This window comes from Roseibium sp. RKSG952 (assembly GCF_009711355.1).
Window position 1 is genome coordinate 1 of the sequence record NZ_SMMF01000950.1, and the last position, 21,637, is coordinate 21,637.

The 21,637-nt window shown below is 55.4% G+C and carries 21 protein-coding genes and 1 tRNA gene; 14 read left to right on the forward strand and 8 right to left on the reverse strand.

Annotated elements, in window-relative coordinates; all coding sequences use genetic code 11:
- A partial coding sequence (locus E1297_RS32815; RefSeq protein ID WP_305793820.1) for a 1-deoxy-D-xylulose-5-phosphate synthase N-terminal domain-containing protein occupies nt 1-1,075 on the reverse strand: 1,075 nt, incomplete at its 3' end.
- 14 nt (nt 1,076-1,089) lie between these two features.
- A complete protein-coding gene (locus E1297_RS32820; RefSeq protein ID WP_155145526.1) occupies nt 1,090-2,289 on the reverse strand; it encodes a methionine gamma-lyase in 1,200 nt (399 codons plus the stop codon).
- 115 nt (nt 2,290-2,404) lie between these two features.
- On the opposite strand from E1297_RS32820, the gene E1297_RS32825 reads away from it, so the two are divergent.
- Nucleotides 2,405-2,860 (forward strand): Lrp/AsnC family transcriptional regulator, encoded by a 456-nt coding sequence (locus E1297_RS32825; RefSeq protein WP_155145528.1) that lies wholly within the window; start codon nt 2,405-2,407, stop codon nt 2,858-2,860.
- 211 nt (nt 2,861-3,071) lie between these two features.
- Here E1297_RS32825 and E1297_RS32830 read toward each other — a convergent pair.
- Nucleotides 3,072-3,148 (reverse strand) — tRNA-Pro (locus tag E1297_RS32830).
- A gap of 146 nt (nt 3,149-3,294) precedes the next feature.
- Entirely contained in the window at nt 3,295-4,407 is a 1,113-nt protein-coding gene (locus E1297_RS32835) for a class I SAM-dependent RNA methyltransferase (protein WP_155145530.1), read from the reverse strand.
- 284 nt (nt 4,408-4,691) lie between these two features.
- On the opposite strand from E1297_RS32835, the gene E1297_RS32840 reads away from it, so the two are divergent.
- The 6 genes from E1297_RS32840 to nqrF are packed head-to-tail and all read left to right on the forward strand — an operon-like array spanning nt 4,692 to nt 10,572.
- Nucleotides 4,692-6,053: a Na(+)-translocating NADH-quinone reductase subunit A gene (locus tag E1297_RS32840; protein ID WP_244327974.1), complete on the forward strand. Its 1,362-nt coding sequence runs from the start codon at nt 4,692-4,694 to the stop codon at nt 6,051-6,053.
- 5 nt (nt 6,054-6,058) lie between these two features.
- Nucleotides 6,059-7,267, forward strand: coding sequence for an NADH:ubiquinone reductase (Na(+)-transporting) subunit B (locus E1297_RS32845; protein WP_155145532.1), 1,209 nt, complete (start codon nt 6,059-6,061; stop codon nt 7,265-7,267).
- Nucleotides 7,260-8,075 carry a Na(+)-translocating NADH-quinone reductase subunit C gene (locus E1297_RS32850; protein WP_155145534.1) on the forward strand — a complete coding sequence of 272 codons (816 nt, stop codon included), beginning with the start codon at nt 7,260-7,262 and terminating at the stop codon, nt 8,073-8,075. The genes E1297_RS32845 and E1297_RS32850 overlap by 8 nt, the downstream gene beginning before the upstream one ends.
- The gene (locus E1297_RS32855; protein WP_155145536.1) at nt 8,075-8,728 is read left to right on the forward strand and encodes an NADH:ubiquinone reductase (Na(+)-transporting) subunit D; all 654 of its coding nucleotides are present in this window, start codon (nt 8,075-8,077) and stop codon (nt 8,726-8,728) included. Before E1297_RS32850 ends, E1297_RS32855 begins: the two co-directional genes overlap by 1 nt.
- Nucleotides 8,728-9,336, forward strand: a complete 609-nt coding sequence (gene nqrE / locus E1297_RS32860; protein WP_010441340.1) for an NADH:ubiquinone reductase (Na(+)-transporting) subunit E — start codon at nt 8,728-8,730, stop codon at nt 9,334-9,336. The genes E1297_RS32855 and nqrE overlap by 1 nt, the downstream gene beginning before the upstream one ends.
- Before the next feature lie 12 nt (nt 9,337-9,348).
- Complete coding sequence (nqrF, locus tag E1297_RS32865; protein WP_155145538.1) at nt 9,349-10,572, forward strand: NADH:ubiquinone reductase (Na(+)-transporting) subunit F; 1,224 nt, start codon at nt 9,349-9,351, stop codon at nt 10,570-10,572.
- 65 nt (nt 10,573-10,637) lie between these two features.
- Here the strand turns inward: nqrF and E1297_RS32870 are convergent, their stop codons facing one another.
- The 3 genes from E1297_RS32870 to E1297_RS32880 all read right to left on the reverse strand — a co-directional run bounded on the left by E1297_RS32870 (nt 10,638) and on the right by E1297_RS32880 (nt 13,652).
- Complete coding sequence (locus E1297_RS32870) at nt 10,638-11,219, reverse strand: hypothetical protein (protein WP_155145540.1); 582 nt, start codon at nt 11,217-11,219, stop codon at nt 10,638-10,640.
- A gap of 121 nt (nt 11,220-11,340) precedes the next feature.
- Complete coding sequence (gene tviB, locus E1297_RS32875) at nt 11,341-12,624, reverse strand: Vi polysaccharide biosynthesis UDP-N-acetylglucosamine C-6 dehydrogenase TviB (protein ID WP_155145542.1); 1,284 nt, start codon at nt 12,622-12,624, stop codon at nt 11,341-11,343.
- A 14-nt stretch (nt 12,625-12,638) separates the two neighbouring features.
- On the reverse strand, nt 12,639-13,652 hold the full coding sequence (locus E1297_RS32880) for an NAD-dependent epimerase/dehydratase family protein (RefSeq protein ID WP_155145544.1): 1,014 nt from the start codon (nt 13,650-13,652) through the stop codon (nt 12,639-12,641).
- Between the two features lie 359 nt (nt 13,653-14,011).
- Here E1297_RS32880 and E1297_RS32885 point away from each other — a divergent pair, with 359 nt between their 5' ends.
- Complete coding sequence (locus tag E1297_RS32885; RefSeq protein WP_155145546.1) at nt 14,012-14,782, forward strand: metallophosphoesterase family protein; 771 nt, start codon at nt 14,012-14,014, stop codon at nt 14,780-14,782.
- A 162-nt stretch (nt 14,783-14,944) separates the two neighbouring features.
- Here the strand turns inward: E1297_RS32885 and E1297_RS32890 are convergent, their stop codons facing one another.
- On the reverse strand, nt 14,945-15,469 hold the full coding sequence (locus tag E1297_RS32890; RefSeq protein WP_155145547.1) for a CBS domain-containing protein: 525 nt from the start codon (nt 15,467-15,469) through the stop codon (nt 14,945-14,947).
- Between the two features lie 123 nt (nt 15,470-15,592).
- On the opposite strand from E1297_RS32890, the gene E1297_RS32895 reads away from it, so the two are divergent.
- The 6 genes from E1297_RS32895 to E1297_RS32920 all read left to right on the forward strand — a co-directional run bounded on the left by E1297_RS32895 (nt 15,593) and on the right by E1297_RS32920 (nt 21,634).
- Complete coding sequence (locus tag E1297_RS32895; RefSeq protein ID WP_155145549.1) at nt 15,593-15,778, forward strand: hypothetical protein; 186 nt, start codon at nt 15,593-15,595, stop codon at nt 15,776-15,778.
- A 66-nt stretch (nt 15,779-15,844) separates the two neighbouring features.
- Complete coding sequence (locus tag E1297_RS32900) at nt 15,845-16,870, forward strand: FAD:protein FMN transferase (protein ID WP_155145551.1); 1,026 nt, start codon at nt 15,845-15,847, stop codon at nt 16,868-16,870.
- A 15-nt stretch (nt 16,871-16,885) separates the two neighbouring features.
- Entirely contained in the window at nt 16,886-17,122 is a 237-nt protein-coding gene (gene nqrM, locus E1297_RS32905) for a (Na+)-NQR maturation NqrM (RefSeq protein ID WP_155145553.1), read from the forward strand.
- 89 nt (nt 17,123-17,211) lie between these two features.
- Entirely contained in the window at nt 17,212-18,885 is a 1,674-nt protein-coding gene (locus E1297_RS32910; protein WP_155145555.1) for a sulfatase-like hydrolase/transferase, read from the forward strand.
- 101 nt (nt 18,886-18,986) lie between these two features.
- Nucleotides 18,987-20,504: a 2,3-bisphosphoglycerate-independent phosphoglycerate mutase gene (gene gpmI, locus E1297_RS32915; protein ID WP_155145558.1), complete on the forward strand. Its 1,518-nt coding sequence runs from the start codon at nt 18,987-18,989 to the stop codon at nt 20,502-20,504.
- The gene (locus tag E1297_RS32920; protein ID WP_155145560.1) at nt 20,501-21,634 is read left to right on the forward strand and encodes a murein hydrolase activator EnvC; all 1,134 of its coding nucleotides are present in this window, start codon (nt 20,501-20,503) and stop codon (nt 21,632-21,634) included. The genes gpmI and E1297_RS32920 overlap by 4 nt, the downstream gene beginning before the upstream one ends.
- The last annotated feature ends 3 nt before the right edge of the window (nt 21,635-21,637 follow it).

The window sequence follows — 21,637 nt, forward strand, 5'->3', positions numbered from 1 at the left end:
GCTCCCATTCTTCGCCTTCTGGCACACCCATATGCGACTGCCACGCGGCAAACTGGTTAGTGTTCATCAGCCCGCCGTGATTGTCCTTGTGGCCTGCAATTGGGGTGCCCCATCCTTTGACTGTGTAGGCTAGGAAGCATGTCGGGCGATCATGATTGATGTCGGAAAATGTTTGGGCCATGGTCTCGACGCAGTTGCCGCCGAGGTTCTCCATAAGGGCTGCAAGCTCTGCATCCGTGCGCCGTTCGATCAGAGCGGTCACATCCCCTTGATCCCCCAGATCGTCCATGAGGCGCTGTCGCCAATTCGCACCACCCATGAAAGTTAAAGCGGAGTAATCCTGGTTGGGGCAAGCATCGATCCAGTCGCGCAGTCGGTCGCCGCCGGGCTCGTCGAAGGCAGCACGTTGCAAGACACCATATTTCACACGAACGACATCCCAACTGAACGCATCGAAGATTTTCTCGATCCGTTCAAACAGTCCTTCCCGGACAATACCGTCCAGCGACTGTCGGTTGTAATCGATGATCCACCACGTGTTTCGTAAGTCGTTTTTCCAGCCTTCTTGTAATGCCTCATAGACGTTGCCTTCATCCAGTTCGGCATCGCCTACCAAGGCTACCATACGACCCATTGGCGCGTCTGAACCCCAGCTTTTGGCCTTGATGTAGTCTTGAATGATAGAGGCAAACGAGGTGATCGCGACACCTAAACCCACAGACCCGGTCGAGAAATCAACATCATCAATATCCTTCGTCCGGCTGGGATAACTTTGCACACCCCCAAATCCGCGGAAATTCTCCATCTTTTCGCGGGTCTGATTACCCATGAGATACTGCATCGCATGAAACACCGGCGACGCATGGGGTTTGACTGCAACCCGGTCCTCAGGGCGTAAGGCCGAGAAATAGAGCGCGGTCATGATAGATACCATCGAAGCAGACGAAGCCTGATGGCCACCGATCTTGATCCCATCCACCTTTGGTCGGACATGGTTAGCATGGTGGATCATCCAATGAGACAACCACAGCAGGCGCTGTTCGACGATCTTTAGTTGGGTAGGATCAATGTGCATGGTGGTCTCCGGGTTCAGGCGGCGCTGCGGGCAGGGTAGGGCAAAGCTTGCTCTAGGTCTGCAAGGATATCTTCCACATCCTCTAGCCCGACAGACAGACGGATCAGGCCATCGCTGATCCCATGCTCGGCCCGCTCTTCCGGCGTATATGTCGAATGAGTCATGGATGCCGGGTGCTGGATCAGTGTTTCCGCGTCGCCCAAGGACACCGCACGCTGGATCATGTTCAGGCGGTTCATGAACTCGATCCCACCGGACAGGCCGGACTTGATCTCGAACGCTATCATAGCGCCCGGTTGGGACATCTGTCGCTGCGCTACATCGTGCTGAGCGAAACTCTCAAGACCGGGGAAATAAACTTCGTCGACGGCGGGATGTGCTTCGAGGAAGTCCGCGACGACCTTGGCGGACGCACAGTGACGATCCAGACGCAGGTTCAGTGTTTTCAGCCCTCGCAGGATCAACATCGCGTTGAAAGGAGCCATCACTGCACCTGTCATGTCCTTCATCCCAACAAGGCGGATTTCAGCAATCTGTTCGGCGGTTCCGACAACCAGCCCGGCCACCACATCTCCGTGTCCGCCGAGATATTTGGTGGCGGAGTGCAGAACGATATCTGCCCCGTGCTCGATCGGGCGGGTCAGATACGGGCTGGCATAGGTGTTGTCGACGACGACTGTTGCACCGACCGAGTGCGCAATTTCGACACTCGCGGCGATGTCCACCAATCGCATGTTCGGGTTGGCCGGGGTTTCGAAATAAACCACGCGGGTTTTGTCAGAAACGGCCGCTTTCAGGTTCTCGAGGTCTGTCATGTCGACATGTGTGATGGTGACCCCCCATTTCGCCAAACCGTGACGCATGAAGGCGAAGGTGCAGCCATAGAGCGTTTTGTCCACGATGACTTCGTCACCTGGCGACAGCAGGGTCCAGAGCACTGCTGTGATCGCCCCCATGCCGCTTGAGAGAGCTAGCCCAGCCTCGGCCCCCTCAAGCACGGCAATGCGTTGTTCAAGAAGGTCGCATGTGGGGTTTGAAATACGGCTGTAGATATGACCTTCACGCTCGCCTGCGAACATCTCTCCACCGGCCTCCGCGGTTTCGAAGGAAAACGTGGACGTCAAGTGCAGCGGTGGCGTCAGCGCGCCGTCATTTTCCAAAGGGTTGTAAGCGTGGTGAATGGCGCGGGTGGCAAATCCGGTTGAACGAGTCATTGCAAGCTCCTGATACATGTTGGAGCCAGTTTGCGCCTTTACTTTGGGCTATTGGTTGCGAAATATGTCAATCTGATTGGTTAAATTGGCATATTCCGCCAAACAAGAGGGTAAAATGGACGCTAAGGACAGGCAGATCATTCGAGCGCTGCAGCGTGACGGGCGCATGACGAACCAGGATCTTGCCGACGAGGTGAACTTGTCTCCCTCGCCGTGTTTGCGCCGGGTCAAAAACCTAGAAGCCAACGGAGTGATAAAGGGATACAGTGCCGACGTTGACGCTGCCGCGTATGGGATGGCCATTACCGTCTTCGTACGTATCCGGTTAGAGCGACACAATGAAACGGACGTTCAGAACTTCGAGAAACGCGTTCGGATGATCGATGAAGTTCTTGAATGCCACGTTCTTACCGGCGCAATGGACTACCAGTTGCGGGTTTTGGTATCGGATCTCGAGGCCTACGAGGAATTTATTCGTCACCGAATTCATCCGATCGGTGGAATAGCCTCGATCGATACCAGCTTTGTCTATGGAACAGTAAAAAGGACCGCTGTTTTTCCGCCCGGATAGAAAGAACGAGTCAGAATGAATTGTTCCCAACTGGCTAAAAATCTTTTCTGTTTGAGTTTTTTCGTCGCAATTTCCGATTGTCAGCTTCGCTATAGCCCCGAGTACCTGCGTAAAGCTGCCAGTGCGTTAGAGTTCGAGTATTGCTCAGGTTCAACGAACCTCGGACGCTGTCTTGAAAACAACAAAGGACCCCTCAGGGTCCTTGTTTTATTGGTCGGAGTGAGAGGATTCGAACCTCCGACCCCTGCCTCCCGAAGACAGTGCTCTACCAGGCTGAGCTACACTCCGACCGTGGCGGGTGATCTATACCCGGTGATGCTGATGCGCAAGGGGGATTTTCTCTCGGTTTGCACGAATTGATGCCGTCAAGGAGAACTGTGATTGACCATAAAATTGCAGCTGAAAAGTCGCGCGATTGGCGGCATTCTAGGCCACTATGGCAAGGCTTCTGTGCGATATAGTCGTATTTTGGTGCCGCCGTGATCGACCACCGGGCCAGCGGGCAACAAAGGCAGTCGGGTCGCGCGGGCGAGGGATTGGTTGCTGGTCACTATTCCGACCTGCCAACCGTGGAATCGGGACATCAATACCTTACCAAGACTACCGTACAGAGATCGCAGCCGCTTCTCATCTCCGATACGCGCGCCATATGGCGGATTGACTATCACGATACCGGCAGGTCCTTCGGGTGGCTTGATGTCACTGACCGAGCGGTGCTGGAACCTGGTAACAGCACCAACTCCTGCCTGTTCTGCATTGGCTGATGCAGCCTCGATTGCGCCCGCGTTTCGGTCGGACCCCAGAAACAGCAGATCTGTTGTGTCGGGCTGCGCACCGCTGCGCATGCCTTGCCATGCGGCGCTGTCGAAGGTTGCAAGCTCCTCAAAAGCAAATCGGCGTGTTCGACCGGGAAACAGCCCCAGGGCGATCTCGGCAGCCTCGATTACGAAGGTACCCGAGCCGCACATGGGATCCAGCACAGGCTGGGTTCCGTCGAATCCACATTCACGCAGAAACATCGCCGCCATAGTCTCGCGCATTGGCGCTTTGGCGACCGCGGTTTTGTGTCCGCGTTTGTGGAGTGGATCACCTGACGTATCGACCGAGAAGGTGCAGAGGTCTTTTTCGATGCGCAGCATCACCCGCACATTGGCATCCGACGAGATCGGAGCGCCAAGAGTTTCTGCAATCGCTGTTTCAATACGCTGACGGGCCGCACCTGCATGATAGATTCGCGATTTGCGACTGGTCGCCTCGACCTTTACCGGGACATCAGGCCGCAAAAATTCAGCCCACGGAAACTTGCGCGCTCGTTTGTCCAGCTGCGCAAGGTGAACCGCCGGAAATGAACCCAGGCGCACAAGTACCTTGTTCGCACCCCGAAGTTGCAAATTGGCGCGCCAGACTTCGGCCCAGTTACCTCGACAAGATACGCCGCCTGGCACTGCCTTGGCATCCGCAAACCCATGTTCGCTTGCTTCGGCACACAAAGGCGCTTCCAGCCCGGGTGTTGCCACCAGAAATATTTCGAGGTCAGTTTTTTCCATTCCGGTTGCTTACACCGGATGGACAGAAGGCGCGATACGCAAATTGGGATGTGAGATTTTGGACACCTGATCGATCAATTCAGTTTAAAGTGAACCCAATTCCCAGAATTGAGCGGGAACGGGTTTGCGTTTAGTGTCATCCCCGCGTAAAGGGGCCGTGATCGGAATTACGCTAGCGGATTCCAGTCGGTTTATGACGCAATCGCGACCACCCCGGCTGAAAGATTCGCGCTATCTGGTGCCGACCTTCGATCGGTCAGGGATAGCAGGCACAGGAAAGAGGCTTGGAAGAACGTAGCGACATGCAAACTTTCAAACTGAAGAAAGGGTTGGACCTACCGGTAGAAGGTGCACCCGAGCAGAAAATCCAACCGGGACCCGAATACTCGAGCGTTGGCGTATTGGGTGGGGACTATATCGGTCTCAAACCACGTATGCTGGTGCAGGAAGGTGATCAGGTTCAGCGCGGCACTCCGCTGTTCTGTCACAAAGATGCGCCAGACTCGATGATGGTCGCGCCGCTGAGCGGTAAAGTGGTTGCCATCAACCGGGGCGCACGCCGCGTATTGCAAAGCGTGGTGATCGAGGTTTCGGACGCCAACGACAACGGTGTGGATTTCTCAGGTATCGGCGATGCCCACACAGCCGAGGGCGTGACCGCCAAGCTTTGCGCCGCTGGTCTGTGGACCGCATTCCGGACACGGCCATATTCGAAAATGCCCGAGCCGGGCACCAAGCCTGCCGCTATCTTTGTTACGGCGATGGACAGCGACCCTCTGGCAGGTGACGCTGCGTTGATCATTGCAGACGCCGACGAAGCTTTTGTCAAAGGCCTTGAGGCGGTCGCAAAACTGACCGAAGGCAAAACCTACCTGTGTCAGAAAGACGGCGACTCGATTCCGGGCGCTGATCTGCCCGGTGTAGAAGCGGCGGCTTTCTCAGGACCGCATCCGTCGGGACTGGCCGGTACGCACATCCATTTCCTTGAGCCGCTGGCCGGAGACAAACAGGTCTGGACCATCGGCTATCAGGATGTGATCGCCATCGGCCGTCTGATGCAGACCGGACATCTGGATCCCAGCGTAGTCATCGCGCTGAGTGGACCCGGGGCACGGCAACCGCGCCTGATCCGGACCGTCATGGGCGCCTCGACCGACGATCTGACCCGCGACGAGGTCAATGTCGATGGTGTGGCGCGTATCATCACGGGTTCGATCTTGTCTGGCGGTCATGCCGAAGGTCCGCACGCGTATCTGAGCCGTTTCGCGCGTCAGATCACCATCATTCGTGAAGATCATGATCAGCACACACTGGGCTGGATCCTTCCGATGCCATCAAAGTACGCGGTGCAGCCGGTTCTGGGATCGGCATTTGCCAAGAAGCTGTTCGCATTTACCTCGAACCTGAACGGTGGTCGCCGCGCGATGGTGCCGACCGGCACGTTCGAGCAGTTGATGCCGCAGGATTATCTGCCCACGCAATTGCTGCGCGCATTGCTGGTAATGGACACAGATACCGCACAGGCGCTGGGTGCGCTGGAGCTGGACGAAGAGGATCTGGGCCTTGTCGGCTTTGCCTGTCCGGCGAAGTATGAATATGGGCTGGCGCTGCGCGACTGCCTTTCCAAGATTGAAAAGGAGGGCTGATCCGAATGGGTTTGCGAAACTTCTTTGACCGGATCGAGCCGAACTTTACCAAGGGCGGCAAGTACGAGAAGTATTTCCCCATCTACGAGATGGTCGAAAGCTTCATCTACACTCCGAAAACCGTAACCACTGTTGCGCCCCATGCGCGGTCTTATGTGGATATGAAGCGAATCATGACTTACGTCGTGATCGCAACAATCCCCTGTATCCTTTGGGGGATGTACAACACTGGCTATCAGGCAAACTCGGCCATTGCCGCGCTTGGTCCGGATTCCGCGACAGGTTGGCGGATTGCCATCCTACAGATGTTCGGCATTTCACTGAACCCCGACAGCATTTTTGCCAATGTGATGCACGGGTTGATGTATTTCCTACCGATTTACATCGTTACTCTGGTCGCAGGCGGTATCTTCGAGGTCATCTTTGCGACCGTCCGTGGACACGAGGTTAACGAAGGTTTCCTTGTAACCTCAATGCTTTATACGCTGATCATGCCCGCATCCGCGCCTCTTTGGCAGGTCGCGTTGGGCATTATATTCGGCGTAGTGATCGGTAAAGAAGTGTTTGGCGGTACAGGCAAAAACTTCCTTAACCCGGCACTTGTCGGCCGCGCGTTCCTGTATTTCGCTTATCCCGCGAACATGTCGGGCGACACTGTCTGGACTCCTGTTGATGGTTTCTCAGGCGCAACGGCGCTGTCGGTTTCCGCATCGGAAGGGTATCAGGCTCTGGCTACCGAAGGTTTGACCTGGTGGAACGCGTTTCTGGGTCAGATGCAGGGTAGTTTTGGTGAAACCTCGACGCTGGCCTGTATGATTGGTCTGGCATTCCTGCTGATGACCCGCATCGCCAATTTCCGCCTGATTGTCGGCTGTCTGGCGGGGACTATCGGTCTTACCCTGCTGTTCAACTTGATTGGGTCGGATACCAACCCGATGTTTGCGATGCCCTGGTACTGGCACATCGTTGTTGGTGGCTATGCCTTCGGTCTGGCCTTCATGGTGACCGAGCCCGTTTCGGCCAGCCACACTAACATGGGACGCTACATCTACGGCGCTTTGATCGGTGTCATGGTTGTGTTGATCCGTGTGGTTAACCCGGCTTTCCCGGAAGGCATGATGTTGGCAATCCTGTTCGGTAACGTCTTTGCACCGCTGATCGACTACTTCGTCGTTCAGGCAAACATCAAACGGAGGGCGCGTCGCCATGTCTGATACGCAACCCCAAGAACCCAAAGGGGCGATTGCCCGGTTCCTGGCGGCCTCGCCGGATTCCGTTGGCAAGACGATCTTTGTTGCCGTCGCCGTCTGTCTGGTTGCCTCGATGGTCGTTTCGGCCGCTGCAGTCAGCCTGCGCCCGGTGCAGGAAGCAAACGCGCTGAAGGACAAGCAGGTCAACGTTTTGCAGGTTGCCGGTGTTTACGAGCCGGGCATCAACGTGAGCGAAGCCTTCGCCGCGTTTGAACCTCACGTACTGGAATTGGCTACTGGCGAATTCGTTGACGATCAGTTCGATCCGGCGACCTTTGACGACATCGCTGCCGCCAGCGATCCCGAGTTGAGCGTTGCATTGGACAATGACCCGGCGGGTATTGGGCGCAAGTCCAAATACCGTGTGATCTATCTGCTGCGCGACGACGCCGGTGACCTGGATAAGGTCATCCTCCCGCTGCACGGTTACGGACTGTGGTCAACGCTCTATGGCTTTATCGCGCTGGAAAACAACGGCAACGATATCTTTGGTCTGCAGTTCTATCAGCATGGTGAAACCCCCGGCCTTGGCGCCGAGGTGGATAACCCGCGCTGGAAAGCACTGTGGAACGGCAAGAAACTGCGGGATGAGGCTGGCGATCTGCAGATCACCGTGTCCAAGTCACAACCCGCCGCCGGCCCTGAGTTCTATGTTGACGCGCTGGCCGGTGCCACGCTGACTTCGGTTGGTGTCGATAACCTGGTGAAATTCTGGATGGGTGATGCGGGCTACGCTCCGTTCCTGGCCAAACTGCAAGCAGGAGAGATTTGATGTCCCAGACCAAGAAAGAGATGCTGGTCGACCCGCTTGTCGACAACAACCCGATTACCCTGCAGGTGCTTGGCATCTGCTCGGCGCTGGCGGTGACCTCTTCGCTGCAGGTGTCCTTCGTGATGGCGCTGGCGGTGACCTTCGTGACCTCGTTCTCGTCCTTCTTCATCTCGTGCCTGCGGAACCAGATTCCGGGCTCGATCCGGATCATCGTTCAGATGGTGATCATCGCCTCGCTGGTGATTCTGGTGGATCAGGTTCTCAAGGCCTACGCCTTTGAGATCTCGAAAACCCTGTCGGTCTTCGTCGGCCTGATCATCACCAACTGTATCGTGATGGGCCGCGCCGAAGCGTTTGCAATGAAGAACCCACCGGTCGCGTCCTTCATCGATGGTCTGGGCAACGGCATGGGCTACGGCCTGATCCTGCTGCTGGTCGGTTTCATCCGCGAGCTTTTCGGGAACGGATCGCTGTTCGGCGTCACCATCCTTGAGACTGTCAACAACGGCGGCTGGTATGTACCCAACGGCATGTTGCTGCTTCCGCCATCGGCGTTCTTTATCATCGGTCTGATCATCTGGGCCTTCCGCACATGGAAGCCGAACCAGGTCGAAGAACGTGAATACAAAATTCAGCAGGTAGAGGCCCACTGATGGAAGGTCTGATTTCACTGGCCGTAAAGGCCATCTTTGTTGAAAACCTCGCGCTCAGCTTCTTCCTCGGCATGTGTACCTTCATCGCCGTATCCAAGAAGATCTCGACCGCGCTGGGACTGGGTATCTCGGTGATGGTTGTTCAGGCGATCACCGTACCGACGAACAACCTGCTGCTTAGCTATCTGCTGAAGCCGGGCGCGCTGGCTTGGGCCGGTTTCCCCGATGTGGATCTGACCTTCCTTGGCCTGATTTCCTACATCGGCGTGATCGCGGCGATGGTTCAGATCCTTGAGATGGTCTTGGATAAGTACTTCCCGCCGCTCTACAACGCGTTGGGGATCTTCCTGCCTCTGATCACGGTGAACTGCGCCATTTTGGGTGGCTCGCTGTTCATGGTCGAGCGCGACTATAACTTTGCCGAAGCCGCAACTTATGGTCTGTCTTCGGGCTTTGGCTGGGCGCTGGCGATTACTGCAATGGCGGGTGTGCGCGAAAAGCTGAAGTACTCGGACATTCCGGATGGCCTGCAGGGTCTTGGTATCACCTTCATCACCGCGGGACTGATGGCGATGGCCTTCATGTCCTTCTCGGGCGTGAAGCTGTAAGGAGAGGCTCGCATGGAAACTTTTAGCCTAGGCGTCGTCCTTTTCACCCTGATTGTTATCGCACTGGTGGCCATCATTATGGCTGCCCGTTCGAAACTGGTGTCGACCGGTGATGTGAACATCACGATTAACGGCGAGAAAACCATCTCGGTTCCTGCGGGGGGCAAACTGCTGCAAACACTGGCGGCCGAGAAGCTGTTCGTCCCGTCGGCCTGTGGTGGCGGTGGTACTTGTGCGCAGTGTCGCGTGCGTGTGCATTCGGGTGGAGGGTCCATCCTGCCGACTGAGGAAAGCCACATCACCAAGCGTGAAGCTGCCTGCGGCGACCGCCTGTCCTGTCAGGTTGCGGTCAAGCAGGACATGGATATCGAAGTTCCCGAAGAGGTCTTCGGCGTCAAGAAATGGGAATGTACAGTTCGTTCTAACGAAAACGTGGCGACCTTCATCAAGGCGCTGACGCTGGACTTGCCCGAAGGTGAGGATGTGAACTTCCGCGCCGGTGGATACATCCAGATCGAAGCCCCTGCGCACGCTCTGAAATACACCGATTTCGATATCGAAGAAGAGTACCGCGAAGACTGGGATCGCTTCAATCTATGGCAGTATGAGTCGGTTGTGAACGAACCGATCGAACGTGCCTATTCGATGGCCAACTATCCGGACGAAAAAGGCATGATCATGCTCAACGTTCGGGTTGCTTCGCCTCCTCCGGGGTCAGAAGGCATCCCGGCCGGTCAGATGTCGTCTTACATCTTCAACCTGAAGCCGGGTGACAAAGTGACAATCTCGGGTCCGTTCGGTGAATTCTTTGCCCGGGAAACCGAGAAAGAGATGGTCTTCATCGGCGGTGGTGCTGGTATGGCACCGATGCGCAGCCACATCTTTGACCAGCTCAAGCGTCTCGAGAACCGCAACCGCAAGATCAGCTTCTGGTACGGTGCGCGTTCAAAGAAAGAGATGTTCTTTGTCGAGGATTTCGACACGCTGGCCGCAGAGTTCGATAACTTTGAATGGCACGTAGCCCTGTCGGATGCGCAGCCTGAGGACGATTGGAAAGGCTATACCGGCTTCATCCACAATGTCCTGTTCGAAGAATATCTCAAGAACCATCCGGCACCAGAGGACTGCGAGTTCTACATGTGTGGCCCGCCAATTATGAACCAGTCGGTCATCAACATGCTGCTGGACCTGGGAGTGGACCGCGAAGACATCATGCTCGACGATTTCGGCGGGTAAGAAACGAAAAACCGGCGCTAATGGCGCCGGTTTTGTTTTTCAGACAGTGCTTGAGCAGAGCAGTGTCAGTGTTTCGGTGGATAAAGCCAAAACGCCATGAGGCGTGTAAATCTCGGCATTATGACGTATGTCATCAGGACCACTACGATGGCCACCGCAATTCCATTTCCTAAAATCGTTGGAAGCGCTCCGAATTCAGGAACGTATGCTAAGGCGGCATGGACCAGCAGGATCGTCGGAAAAAGCGCAATGTAAGTTGTGATGGCCATCTTATATGCTGGTGGCCTTGCCCCTGCGTTAGCCGAGACCGGCAAGGTAAACCAGGTCTCCAACCCGGTCAGCCAGGTCCGCTGAGGCTCACCTGCCGTAAACTCGTCAGCAGCTGTGACGAGGCGCACATGGTCATCAGACGCCTCCCAGGCCTTCAAATGCACATCGCTGTCGAAGGTGCAAATTACTCGGTATGCAGGCTGATGCGGCAGGGAGGGACGAACGACATGAACACTGTTGAGCCCATAAGCGTTACGCATGGCATCGATTATATCACTGATCGCAGCTTCAAGCTGCTGCTCCTGACCAGCCTTCGGTATTCTATCGATGATTTTCGTTGCGCCCTCACTAACGTGATCGCCAGTTGCACTGCTCATCAATCTCGTTCTCCCGAAACAAATCTGTAGCTATGTTAGCACCTTTATCCCACACAAACTGCGGTGTGTTGCAAACTACTGAATGACAGGTTGGCGTCTTTTCGTGAGCGGTTTCTGACTGTTACAACCTCAGATCGCTGGCCTCTCGCGGCAGGCATGACTTTACGTCGAACAGGATGTTCTTCGATTTACCATAGGACCGGATTTCTTCCGGAGACAGTGTAAGAAACTCCCGATGCGCGACTGCCAATACGATCCCGTCATAGCTGTCTCGCTGAGGTTCTGACACGAGCGTGATACCATGTTCGTCCAGCGCGGCCTGCGCATCGGCGTGAGGATCATGAACATCCACCGTGACACCGTAATCCTGCAGTTCATGAACAATATCGACCACGCGGGTGTTGCGCAGATCGGGGCAATTCTCCTTAAAGGTCAGCCCCATGACCAACACCTTTGCTGCCCCTACGTTGATCCCATCGCGCGTCATGCGTTTGACCAGTTGCGAAACCACATAGCTGCCCATCCCGTCATTCAACCGTCGCCCGGCGAGAATGATCTGCGGATGATGCCCAACCGCTTCGGCCTTGTGTGTGAGGTAGTAGGGGTCGACACCGATGCAGTGTCCGCCCACCAAACCGGGGCGGAATGGCAGGAAATTCCACTTGGTTCCGGCGGCACGCAACACGGCGTCAGTGTCGATATCCATCCGGCCAAAGATCATGGCCAGTTCATTCACCAAAGCGATGTTCAGGTCCCGCTGAGTGTTCTCGATGACCTTAGCCGCTTCGGCCACACAGATGCTTTCGGCCTTGTGCGTACCCGCCGAGATTATCCTAGCATAGAGGGCATCCACCAGATCAGCGACTTCGGGCGTTGATCCAGAGGTTACCTTGCAGATATCGGAAATCCGATGGGTTTTATCCCCGGGATTGATCCGTTCGGGGCTGTATCCCGCAAAGAAGTCCTGATTGAAGCGCAAGCCCGAGACACGTTCCAATACCGGAATACAGTCCTCTTCGGTTGCGCCGGGATAGACCGTGGATTCATAGATCACCAGGTCACCGCGCTTCAGTACACCGCCTACTGTTTCAGACGCGCTTAGCAGCGGGCTCAGATCAGGCTGCTTCCCTGCAGTGATCGGTGTTGGGACAGTAACAATGTAAGTATCGCAATCTGCCAGATCCGCAGCGTTGGTGGTGAAATTCAGGCCTGTGGCAGCGGCAAGGTCTTCCGGCTCAACCTCAAGCGTTGAATCCGCACCACGCTGCAGTTCCTCGATACGTGCCTGATTGATATCAAACCCAACTACCGATCCTAGTTTTCCAAACGCCACAGCCAGTGGCAGCCCGACATAGCCAAGGCCGATGACTGCGATTTTTCGGGAATTGGGGTTCGTTTCCAGCATCCAGATCTCTTGAGTCATTTTCCGTGGTAATCACGGAACCATTCTACAAATTGCGCGATGCCATCCTTGAAATCCGTTTGCGGACGGTATCCAGTCAGTCGCTGCAACAGATCCGTATTGGCCCATGTAGCAGGGACATCACCCATCTGCATGGGCATGTAGTTGCGGATCGCCTTTTTCCCGACGGCTTCTTCGATGGCTTCTACAAAATCCAGCAAGCGCACCTTGTCACCGTTTCCGATGTTCACGACCCGATACGGAGCAACCGGCGACAGGCTGTCGCCTTCTTCGATTTCGTCGGGACTCGCAGGTCGGATTGGGGGTGTATCAATCAACAATCGAATGCCCCGGACCAGATCGTTGACGTTGGTAAAGTCACGATACATGTCACCGTGGTTGTAGATGTCGATCGGACGGCCATCCAGAATCGCATCGACGAATTTATAAAGTGCCAGATCGGGACGTCCCCAGGTGCCATACACGGTGAAGAACCGGAACATTGTGGTCGGCAGGTCCCAGAGGTGAGCATAAGAGTGCCCCATCGCCTCATTCGCTTTCTTGGTCGCCGAGTAGATGGTCAGCTGAGTGTCCGCCTTTTCGACCTCGGTAAAAGGCATCTCATCGTTTGCGCCGTAAACCGACGAAGTGGATGCCATCAGCAAGTGATCCACCTTATGCTGACGGGCGGCCTCCATCACGTTGAACGTACCGACAATGTTGGAATCTATGTAGCTTCGTGGTTGCTCCAAACTGTACCGGACTCCGGCCTGACCAGCGAGATGGACAATGACATCGGGTTCAAAATCGTCTGCGACCTGCATCAGGCGTTCGTGGTTTTCCAACAGGTCTTCGGTGGCGGAGAAACCGGGTGTCTGCAGCAGCATCTGGTGTCGGCGTTGCTTGAGGCTGACATCGTAATAGTCGGTCATCCCGTCATAGCCATGCACCTGAAACCCCTCTGACAGCAACAGCTTTGCCAGATGGAACCCAATGAACCCCGCTGTACCCGTAACCAGAACCCGTTTCATGAAACCCTCGAACGTTATCCAAACACTGTGACCATCAGGGACCCTTTCCATCCGGTGAGGTCAAGAGGATTTCCCTGTCGGCGACCGTCATATCAGCCGGGCAGAGGTCTGCGTCAACCAGTTGGCTTATCAGGAGGAGATTGACCTGAACAGGCAGAAGCTAATCCAGCACGCGAGCTCATTGGTGGTGGGTTGCTTTCGGATGGAAGCGAAACAGTCGATGCGCGATATCTGATCGAGATTGCTTGTCGTTGCTCGCAAATCAGGTCCAGCGCTTGTTGATGTGTTGAAGGCACCTAAGTAACCTTTGGCAGTTGGGAATTGCCGATAACGACCGGGCAGGGTACTGAACTTCAGAGATGATTAAGGAATGGATCAGAAAACTCGCCAAGCAGTCCGCTGCCCAGGATATGGGAGCTTCGCTTGCCGAACTCGCACCGGATCAGCGGTTTTATGCGGTTGGTGACATCCATGGTCGACTTGATCTGCTGCAGACGTTGCTTCCCCGTTTGGACCGCCGATACCCTTTGGTCTTTGTTGGCGACTACATTGATCGGGGAGAGTACAGCGCACAGGTCTTGCATCATCTGAAACACCTCAGCGAAGACACCAACCGTCAGGTCGTGTGTCTGCTGGGCAATCACGAAGAAATGCTGTTGAAATTTGTCGATGACCCCAAGCGGATGGGGCGACTGTGGTTGCAAAATGGTGGCTTGCAAACATTGGCTTCTTTCGGGCTTGGTAATGTCACCGAAGCCGTTATCGGCAAGGAGGCGGTAGAGGTTGCAGAGCGATTGCGGGCCAGAATTGGCGACCGGGTTCTCGACTGGCTGCGAGGGCTGCCTCTGACCTGGAGCAGCGGAAACGTGACCGTGGTTCACGCCGCTTTGGATCCCGCCTTTCCCCTCGATGATCAGCCCCGGCAAGTATGTTTGTGGGGGCACCCTCGATTTCGTCTGGATCGCCGTACTGATGATCAATGGGTTGTGCACGGTCACACAATCGTTTCTGAGCCACGCATCAAACATAAGATTGTATCGATCGACACGGGCGCTTTTGCGACCGGTCGATTGACCGCGGCTGAAATCTCGACAGGCGAAATCCGATTTATTTCAGCTGATCAGAAGTAACCGGTACGGTATCTGATGACTTTCCCATAACTGACAAGTTGGTTCAGGCTGCACACCCAAAAGACCACCCCATGAGGTCGTCAGCAACAATCTGCACAATTTACTACACCGACCAACGGGCAGGTCCGTGAGGTCCTTGCCCGTTGCGACGAGGTTTATCTGTCAGCCGACAATCATCTGTTTCATGCGCAAGGCTTCATATTCCAGCTCTTTAAGCCGGAAATGCACGACATCTCCAATGGTAATGACACCTTTGAGGCTGCCATCACTGATCACTGGCATGTGACGGAACCGACCTTCGGTCATGGTCTTCAGCACATCCATCAGCAGATCATCCGGTGCGCAGCTTTTCACCTCTCGCGTCATCAGATCTTGGACGGATTGCGGCAGTGTCTGACCGGGTGTATCGGCCATGCGCCGAACGATATCACGTTCGGACAGGATACCCTGCAGCGCACCGTTCTGGTCTGTGACGACGACAGCACCGATGCGTTTTTCCTTCAGGATGTCCACGACTGAATGGATCGTATCGTTTGGACGTACCGCGATCACCGCATTTCCCTTGCCTTCCAGCAATTTCGCCACCGTCGTCTGAGTATGTGACAGGTTCGACTCGACGGATTGGCTGTAAGTACTGGACTCGGCCTTGTCGCCACGCGTCGGGGGCTGGTAAGAGCTTGGGGCCATGGGCGGTCTCCTCCTTTACCGGATTTGGCTTATACCTCCACCTTAGCGCAGGGACAGAACCTGTATAGGGTACAATTTCACAAACTGGCGTAACTCCGCCACTTCGCAAGGAAAATTGGCTTCTTGGACCAGCTGTATCTTACTCCTCCCGTTGCGGCGCTGATCTTTTTCTTTGTGGTGGTGTGTGGTCACAACTTCCGGAAAACCTGGAAACAGCAAGAAGCGGGCTGGCAAAAGCGTGCGTGGCTGTTCGGGGTGCCTGCCGCCGTTGGGTTGTTGGCATTGGGCTTTCTGCCGCTGAAAATCTGAAGCCGGTTTGACTCTGTTGGGGACCGCTGGCATACGCCGGTCACAGTTTTCCCAGGAGGTCGCCTAATGCGCCGTTTGACTGCACTGGCCCTGATGCTTTTCGTTTCCGGCTGTCTGTTCGATAAAGAACCCGAGGTGGTTCGTCTGTCGGGTGAGACGATGGGAACCACGTTCAACATCACTGCGATTGGTGAAGATATCGACGAAACAGCGCTTGCTGCGTCCGTTGAAGAAACCCTTGCGCAGGTCAATGCCAAGATGTCCAACTGGGATCCGAATTCCGAAGTTTCGACTTTCTCGGCCTCGGACAGCACAGCGCCTGCTGATGTGTCCGAAGAATTCGCGTATGTGATTGCTGCTGCAAATGAGGTTCATGAGAAAAGCAACGGTACCTTTGATGTGACCTTGGGCCCGCTGATCGAGCTTTGGGGCTTTGGCCCGCGCAAACCAGAGGACCCTGTACCTGCTGACGCCGACATTCAAGCCGCACTGAATGGGGTAGGCCAGGCGCGCTTGCTGAAACTGGATAGCGCGGCTGGAACGCTGGCGAAATCCAACGCGGATGTTGGCATCAACCTGTCCGCCATTGCCAAAGGTTACGGAATCGATGCTGTAGCTCAGAGCCTCAGCGATGCGGGTCTTGAGAACTATATGGTCGAGATCGGCGGCGATCTGGTCGCCAAAGGTCAGAATGATAAAGGTGAAAGCTGGCAGATCGGCGTGGAAAAGCCGGAAACCGGTAGCCAGATCATTCAACTGATCGTCCCTGTAGACAATCTGGGCATGGCAACATCCGGTGATTACAAGAACTTCTTCGAACAGGACGGTGTGCGCTATTCACACATCATTGACCCGACAACCGGGCACCCGATTACGCACCGCACAACCTCTGTCACAGTACTGGCTGAGAATGCGATGATGGCTGATGCGTGGGCAACGGCGATGCTGGCCTTGGGTCAGGAAGAGGGCTTGAGACTAGCCGAGGAGCATCAACTTGCCGTGTTCTTCATCTCGCGGGATGTTGCCGCTGGCGAAGATGCTTATATCACGGTACAAAGCAGTGCGTTCAACGACGCGCTGGGAACCAACTGACAGGTAGGAACCGGGATGAGCACCTTTATTCTAGCTTTCGTGCTTTTGCTGATCATCATGGTGGGCATGTCTCTGGGTGTCATGCTGATGGGCAAGACAATCAAAGGCAGCTGTGGCGGTCTGAACGCGATATCCGGTGCCGACAAATGTGTCGTCTGCAAGAAAGATGTCGATCCGAACAGCCCTCTGCGTGATCAGTTGCAATGCAAGCGCGCGAAAAAGATGCTGCAGCAGATGGAAAGCCAGACCTGAATTTTGGACCGCCTTGAAATTTGTCTTCGCTGTTAGGCCGCGACCGGTTAAGTTAGCATGTGAAGTAAATTTCAGGGACACCAATCGCGATGGCCAAAGCCAGGAACATTCTGTTCATCATGTTCGACCAGCTCCGCTGGGATTATCTGAGCTGCTACGGCCATCCACATCTGCATACACCGAACGTAGACCGTCTGGCGGCGCGCGGTGTCCGCTTTGATCGCGCCTATATCCAATCTCCGATCTGCGGTAGCTCCCGCATGTCCACTTATACCGGGCGGTATGTCCATTCTCATGGTGCATCGTGGAATGGCATCCCTCTGAAGGTGGGTGAGGTGACCATGGGCGATCACCTGCGCAAGGCGGGGATGGATTGCTGGCTGGTTGGCAAAACGCATATGCGCGCGGATGCCGAGGGTATGGAACGGCTGGGTCTGGAGCCAGACAGTTTGATTGGCGCTCGCGTGGCCGAATGTGGCTTTGACGTGTTCGAGCGTGATGATGGCATGCGGCCTGAGGGGCCGGATGGCTTTTATGATCCTGAAGGCGCTCGGGAATACAACAAATACCTTAATGCAAAGGGGTATGAGAGCGACAATCCATGGCACGACTTTGCCAATTCCGGCCTCGATGCGGACGGGAACGTTCTTTCGGGTTGGTTCCTGAAAAACTCTCCCGAAGCTGCGAACATCGCCGAAGAGGACAGTGAAACCCCATATCTGACCACACGCGGAATGGAGTTCATGGAAACCCACGATGGCCCGTGGTGCTGTCATCTCAGCTATATCAAACCTCATTGGCCCTACATCGTGCCGGAGCCTTATGCGTCAATGTATGGACCCGAACACGTACTGCCGGTGGTTCGATCTGAATCCGAGCGACAGAATGCACATCCCGTGCTTGCAGCTTTCATGAACACCAAGATCGGGCAGACCTTCTCGCGTGACGATGTGCGGGACGCAGTCATTCCAGCCTACATGGGTCTGATCAAACAAGCCGATGATCAGATCGGACGTTTGCTCGACTGGATGGAAGAAACGGGTCGGATGGACGATACCATGATCGTACTGACCTCGGACCACGGCGACTTTCTGGGTGATCACTGGATGGGGGAAAAGACATTCTTCCACGACGCCTCAACCAAAATGCCCCTGATCATCTACGATCCATCGGACGAAGCGGATGCCACGCGCGGGACTGTCAGCGACGCGCTGGTCGAGTCGATTGATCTGGCGCCAACCTTTTTGGATGTGGCAGGTGGTCAAGTGGCAGATCACATCCTCGAAGGTCATTCCTTGCTGCCCATTCTGCACGGTAAAACCGAGGCCACAGCCCGGGAATATGTGATCTGCGAATACGACTACTCTGCCTCACCCATCGCTGACATTCTGGGGGTTTCGGTTCGGGACGCGGTGATGTTCATGGTGGCGAACAGGAAATGGAAGCTGGTCCACTGCGAAGGCGGATACAGACCGATCCTGTTTGATCTGGAAAATGATCCGGACGAATTGGTTGATCTGGGTACCAGTGCTGAACATGCGGATGTGATTGCAGAGATGTATAATCATTTGTTTGCGTGGGCTCGCAGACCGTCGCAACGCACCACGCGTTCGGAACAGCAACTGACCGAGATGCGCACAAAAAGCCGGGGAAAAGGCGTGGTGTTGGGTATCTATGATGAAAACGATGCGCCGCTGGATCTGACGGTCAAGTATCGTGACAGAAAGGCCAAGCCGTATCGCGATCTCATCGATAAGGGTTAGGGCGGCAGAATTAATTCTGGCAACCCGGACATAAAAGACGGTTCACGCCCGCGCGGGCAGGGGGTAGAAGACTGCGCAAGAGCAGTAACCGGAGATCTTCTATGACCGCCCCCAAGCCCGTTGTCCTGTGCATTCTCGATGGATGGGGTCTGTCGAATGACACACGGGCCAACGCGCCTTATCTTGCCGAGACGCCAACCTTCGACGCCATCATGTCCAAAGGGCCGCATGCAACGCTGATCACGCATGGCCCGGATGTAGGGCTGCCGAGCGGTCAGATGGGTAATTCCGAGGTCGGTCACACCAATATCGGCGCGGGCCGGATCGTCGCGATGGATTTGGGACAGATTGATCTGGCGATTGAAGATGGATCGTTCTTTGATAACGCTGCGCTTCAGGATTTTATCAGCAAGGTCAAGGCTGCCAATGGTACTGCGCATCTGATGGGTTTGATCTCGGATGGCGGGGTACATGGTCATTTGAATCATATCATTGCTGCCGCAAAAGCCATCACCGATGCCGGTGTCCCTGTGGCATTGCACGCAATGACAGATGGGCGCGATGTATCGCCCAAATCGGCCTTCACATACGTTGCCCAGCTTGAAGAACGCCTGCCTAAAGGCGCAAAGATTGTCACAGTCAGCGGGCGCTACTTTGCCATGGACCGCGACAACAGATGGGAACGCGTAAGCGAAGCCTATGACGCGATGATCAACGCAAAAGGACGCGAGGGTAGGACCGCTCACTCTGCAGTGGACCATGCGTATAATCAGTCGGAAACAGACGAGTTCATCACGCCAACGGTGCTGGCTGGCTATGACGGTGTTAAGGATGGGGACGGTGTCTTCTGCCTCAATTTCCGGGCCGACCGCGCCCGTGAAATCCTGCGTGCCATTGGTGAGCCTGGATTTGCAGATTTCGATACCGGCCAGCGGCCACACTTGTCTGCGTTGCTGGGTATGGTCGAATACTCAGATGGCCACAACGCCTATATGACAACCGTTTTTCCCAAGCGCGACATCGTGAATACTCTGGGCGAATGGGTGGCAAAGCAAGGGCTACGGCAGTTCCGACTGGCCGAGACCGAAAAGTACCCGCATGTGACCTTTTTCCTCAACGGCGGCAAAGAGAAGCCGGAAGAGGGCGAGGATCGCTTCATGCCCAAATCACCCAAAGTGGCCACCTACGACCTACAGCCCGAGATGTCTTCGGCCGAAGTCACAGCCAAGTTTGTCGAAGCGATTGAAGCGGGTTACGACCTGATCGTCACCAACTATGCCAACCCCGACATGGTTGGACATACCGGAGATTTGCAGGCCGCAATCAAGGCCTGTGAAGCAGTGGATCAGGGATTGGCTCAGGTCGTCGCAGCGCTAGAGAAGGTGGGTGGTGCGATGATCGTGACTGCTGATCACGGGAATTGTGAGATGATGGTCGATCCCGAAACGGGTGGCCCACATACAGCACATACCTTGAACCCGGTTCCGGTGGCTCTGGTCGGCGGACCAGAGGGGGCTAAACTGCGGAGTGGTCGTTTGTCCGATCTGGCACCGACTCTTTTGGAGTTGATGGAACTGCCTAAACCACCCGAGATGACCGGAGAAAGCTTGCTGTCATGAGGTTTCTTGCGCTTCTGTTTGCAACTGCTTTGGGATCTGCGCCCGCATACGCGCAGACAGATCCTGCTCAGGCGGCGTTGGAAGCAGCGCAGATGCTGGAACAAGCTTCAATCTCTCTGACCGAGGCGGATAGCGCCCGTGATCGGGTACGTGCACTGACCGAAACACTGCAGGCCTATGAGGCAGGTCTGACCGCCATGCGTGACGGGCTGCGCAAGGCTGCTACGCGTGAGGCCCAGCTGACCGCAGAACTGCGCGCACGGGAAAAGGATGTCGCGCAGCTGTTGGGCGTTCTTCAGACCATCGAAACCACTGCGCCGCCGGTGTTGATGCTGCATCCATCAGGCCCATTGGGTTCCGCACGCACAGGAATGATGTTGTCCGAAGTAACATCAGGCCTGAACGCCAAAGCGCAGGCTTTGGCGCATGACCTGCAAGAAGTGCAAACCTTGCGACAGTTGCAGCAAAGTGCAGCTGAGACCCTGACAGAGGGCCTGATTGGTGTTCAGGATGCGCGCACGCGGCTCAGCGAGGCGATTGCCGACAGAACTGATCTGCCACGCCGGTTTGTCGAAGATCCGGTGCGTACGGCAATCCTGATTTCATCAACCGAAACTCTGGACGGTTTTGCCAGCGGGCTTTCCGAAATCTCCGAGGGTGAGATCGTGGAAACCAATGCCGATGTAACGGATCTGAAGGGGCAGATCGCATTGCCCGTTCAGGGGGTCCTCCTACACAAAGCGGGTGAGACGGACGCGGCCGGAGTGACACGCCCCGGGCTTGTCATGGGAACCCGTCCCCGTTCGTTGGTAGTTTCTCCCACAGCTGCAACAATCCGTTATCGTGGGCCATTACTGGATCTCGGGAACCTCATAATTCTGGAGCCTCAGCCCGGATTGTTGTTTGTGTTCTCGGGCTTGCAGGAAGTTTACGGCGAATCCGGACAGGTGATCCCAGAAGGCACTCCAGTGGGGTTGATGCCCGGCGGTACGCCAGAAATAGGCGCGATTTTGTCAACATCCGGTGATGGCACTGGAACTGACCGGTCAGAAACGCTCTATATAGAAGTAAGAGAAGAAAATACGCCCGTGAATCCGGAATCGTGGTTTCGGACAGACAAGGATGGATAAACG

Coding starts and splice junctions, on each gene's coding strand:
- E1297_RS32825 (WP_155145528.1), top strand. CDS start 2,405: ATGGACGCTAAGGACAGGCAGATCATTCGAGCGCTGCAGCGTGACGGG.
- E1297_RS32820 (WP_155145526.1), bottom strand. CDS start 2,289: ATGACTCGTTCAACCGGATTTGCCACCCGCGCCATTCACCACGCTTAC.
- E1297_RS32855 (WP_155145536.1), top strand. CDS start 8,075: ATGTCCCAGACCAAGAAAGAGATGCTGGTCGACCCGCTTGTCGACAAC.
- E1297_RS32920 (WP_155145560.1), top strand. CDS start 20,501: ATGAGGTTTCTTGCGCTTCTGTTTGCAACTGCTTTGGGATCTGCGCCC.
- nqrM (WP_155145553.1), top strand. CDS start 16,886: ATGAGCACCTTTATTCTAGCTTTCGTGCTTTTGCTGATCATCATGGTG.
- nqrE (WP_010441340.1), top strand. CDS start 8,728: ATGGAAGGTCTGATTTCACTGGCCGTAAAGGCCATCTTTGTTGAAAAC.
- nqrF (WP_155145538.1), top strand. CDS start 9,349: ATGGAAACTTTTAGCCTAGGCGTCGTCCTTTTCACCCTGATTGTTATC.
- E1297_RS32870 (WP_155145540.1), bottom strand. CDS start 11,219: ATGAGCAGTGCAACTGGCGATCACGTTAGTGAGGGCGCAACGAAAATC.
- gpmI (WP_155145558.1), top strand. CDS start 18,987: ATGACCGCCCCCAAGCCCGTTGTCCTGTGCATTCTCGATGGATGGGGT.
- E1297_RS32835 (WP_155145530.1), bottom strand. CDS start 4,407: ATGGAAAAAACTGACCTCGAAATATTTCTGGTGGCAACACCCGGGCTG.
- E1297_RS32850 (WP_155145534.1), top strand. CDS start 7,260: ATGTCTGATACGCAACCCCAAGAACCCAAAGGGGCGATTGCCCGGTTC.
- E1297_RS32845 (WP_155145532.1), top strand. CDS start 6,059: ATGGGTTTGCGAAACTTCTTTGACCGGATCGAGCCGAACTTTACCAAG.
- E1297_RS32880 (WP_155145544.1), bottom strand. CDS start 13,652: ATGAAACGGGTTCTGGTTACGGGTACAGCGGGGTTCATTGGGTTCCAT.
- E1297_RS32890 (WP_155145547.1), bottom strand. CDS start 15,469: ATGGCCCCAAGCTCTTACCAGCCCCCGACGCGTGGCGACAAGGCCGAG.
- E1297_RS32900 (WP_155145551.1), top strand. CDS start 15,845: ATGCGCCGTTTGACTGCACTGGCCCTGATGCTTTTCGTTTCCGGCTGT.
- E1297_RS32910 (WP_155145555.1), top strand. CDS start 17,212: ATGGCCAAAGCCAGGAACATTCTGTTCATCATGTTCGACCAGCTCCGC.
- E1297_RS32885 (WP_155145546.1), top strand. CDS start 14,012: ATGATTAAGGAATGGATCAGAAAACTCGCCAAGCAGTCCGCTGCCCAG.
- tviB (WP_155145542.1), bottom strand. CDS start 12,624: ATGCTGGAAACGAACCCCAATTCCCGAAAAATCGCAGTCATCGGCCTT.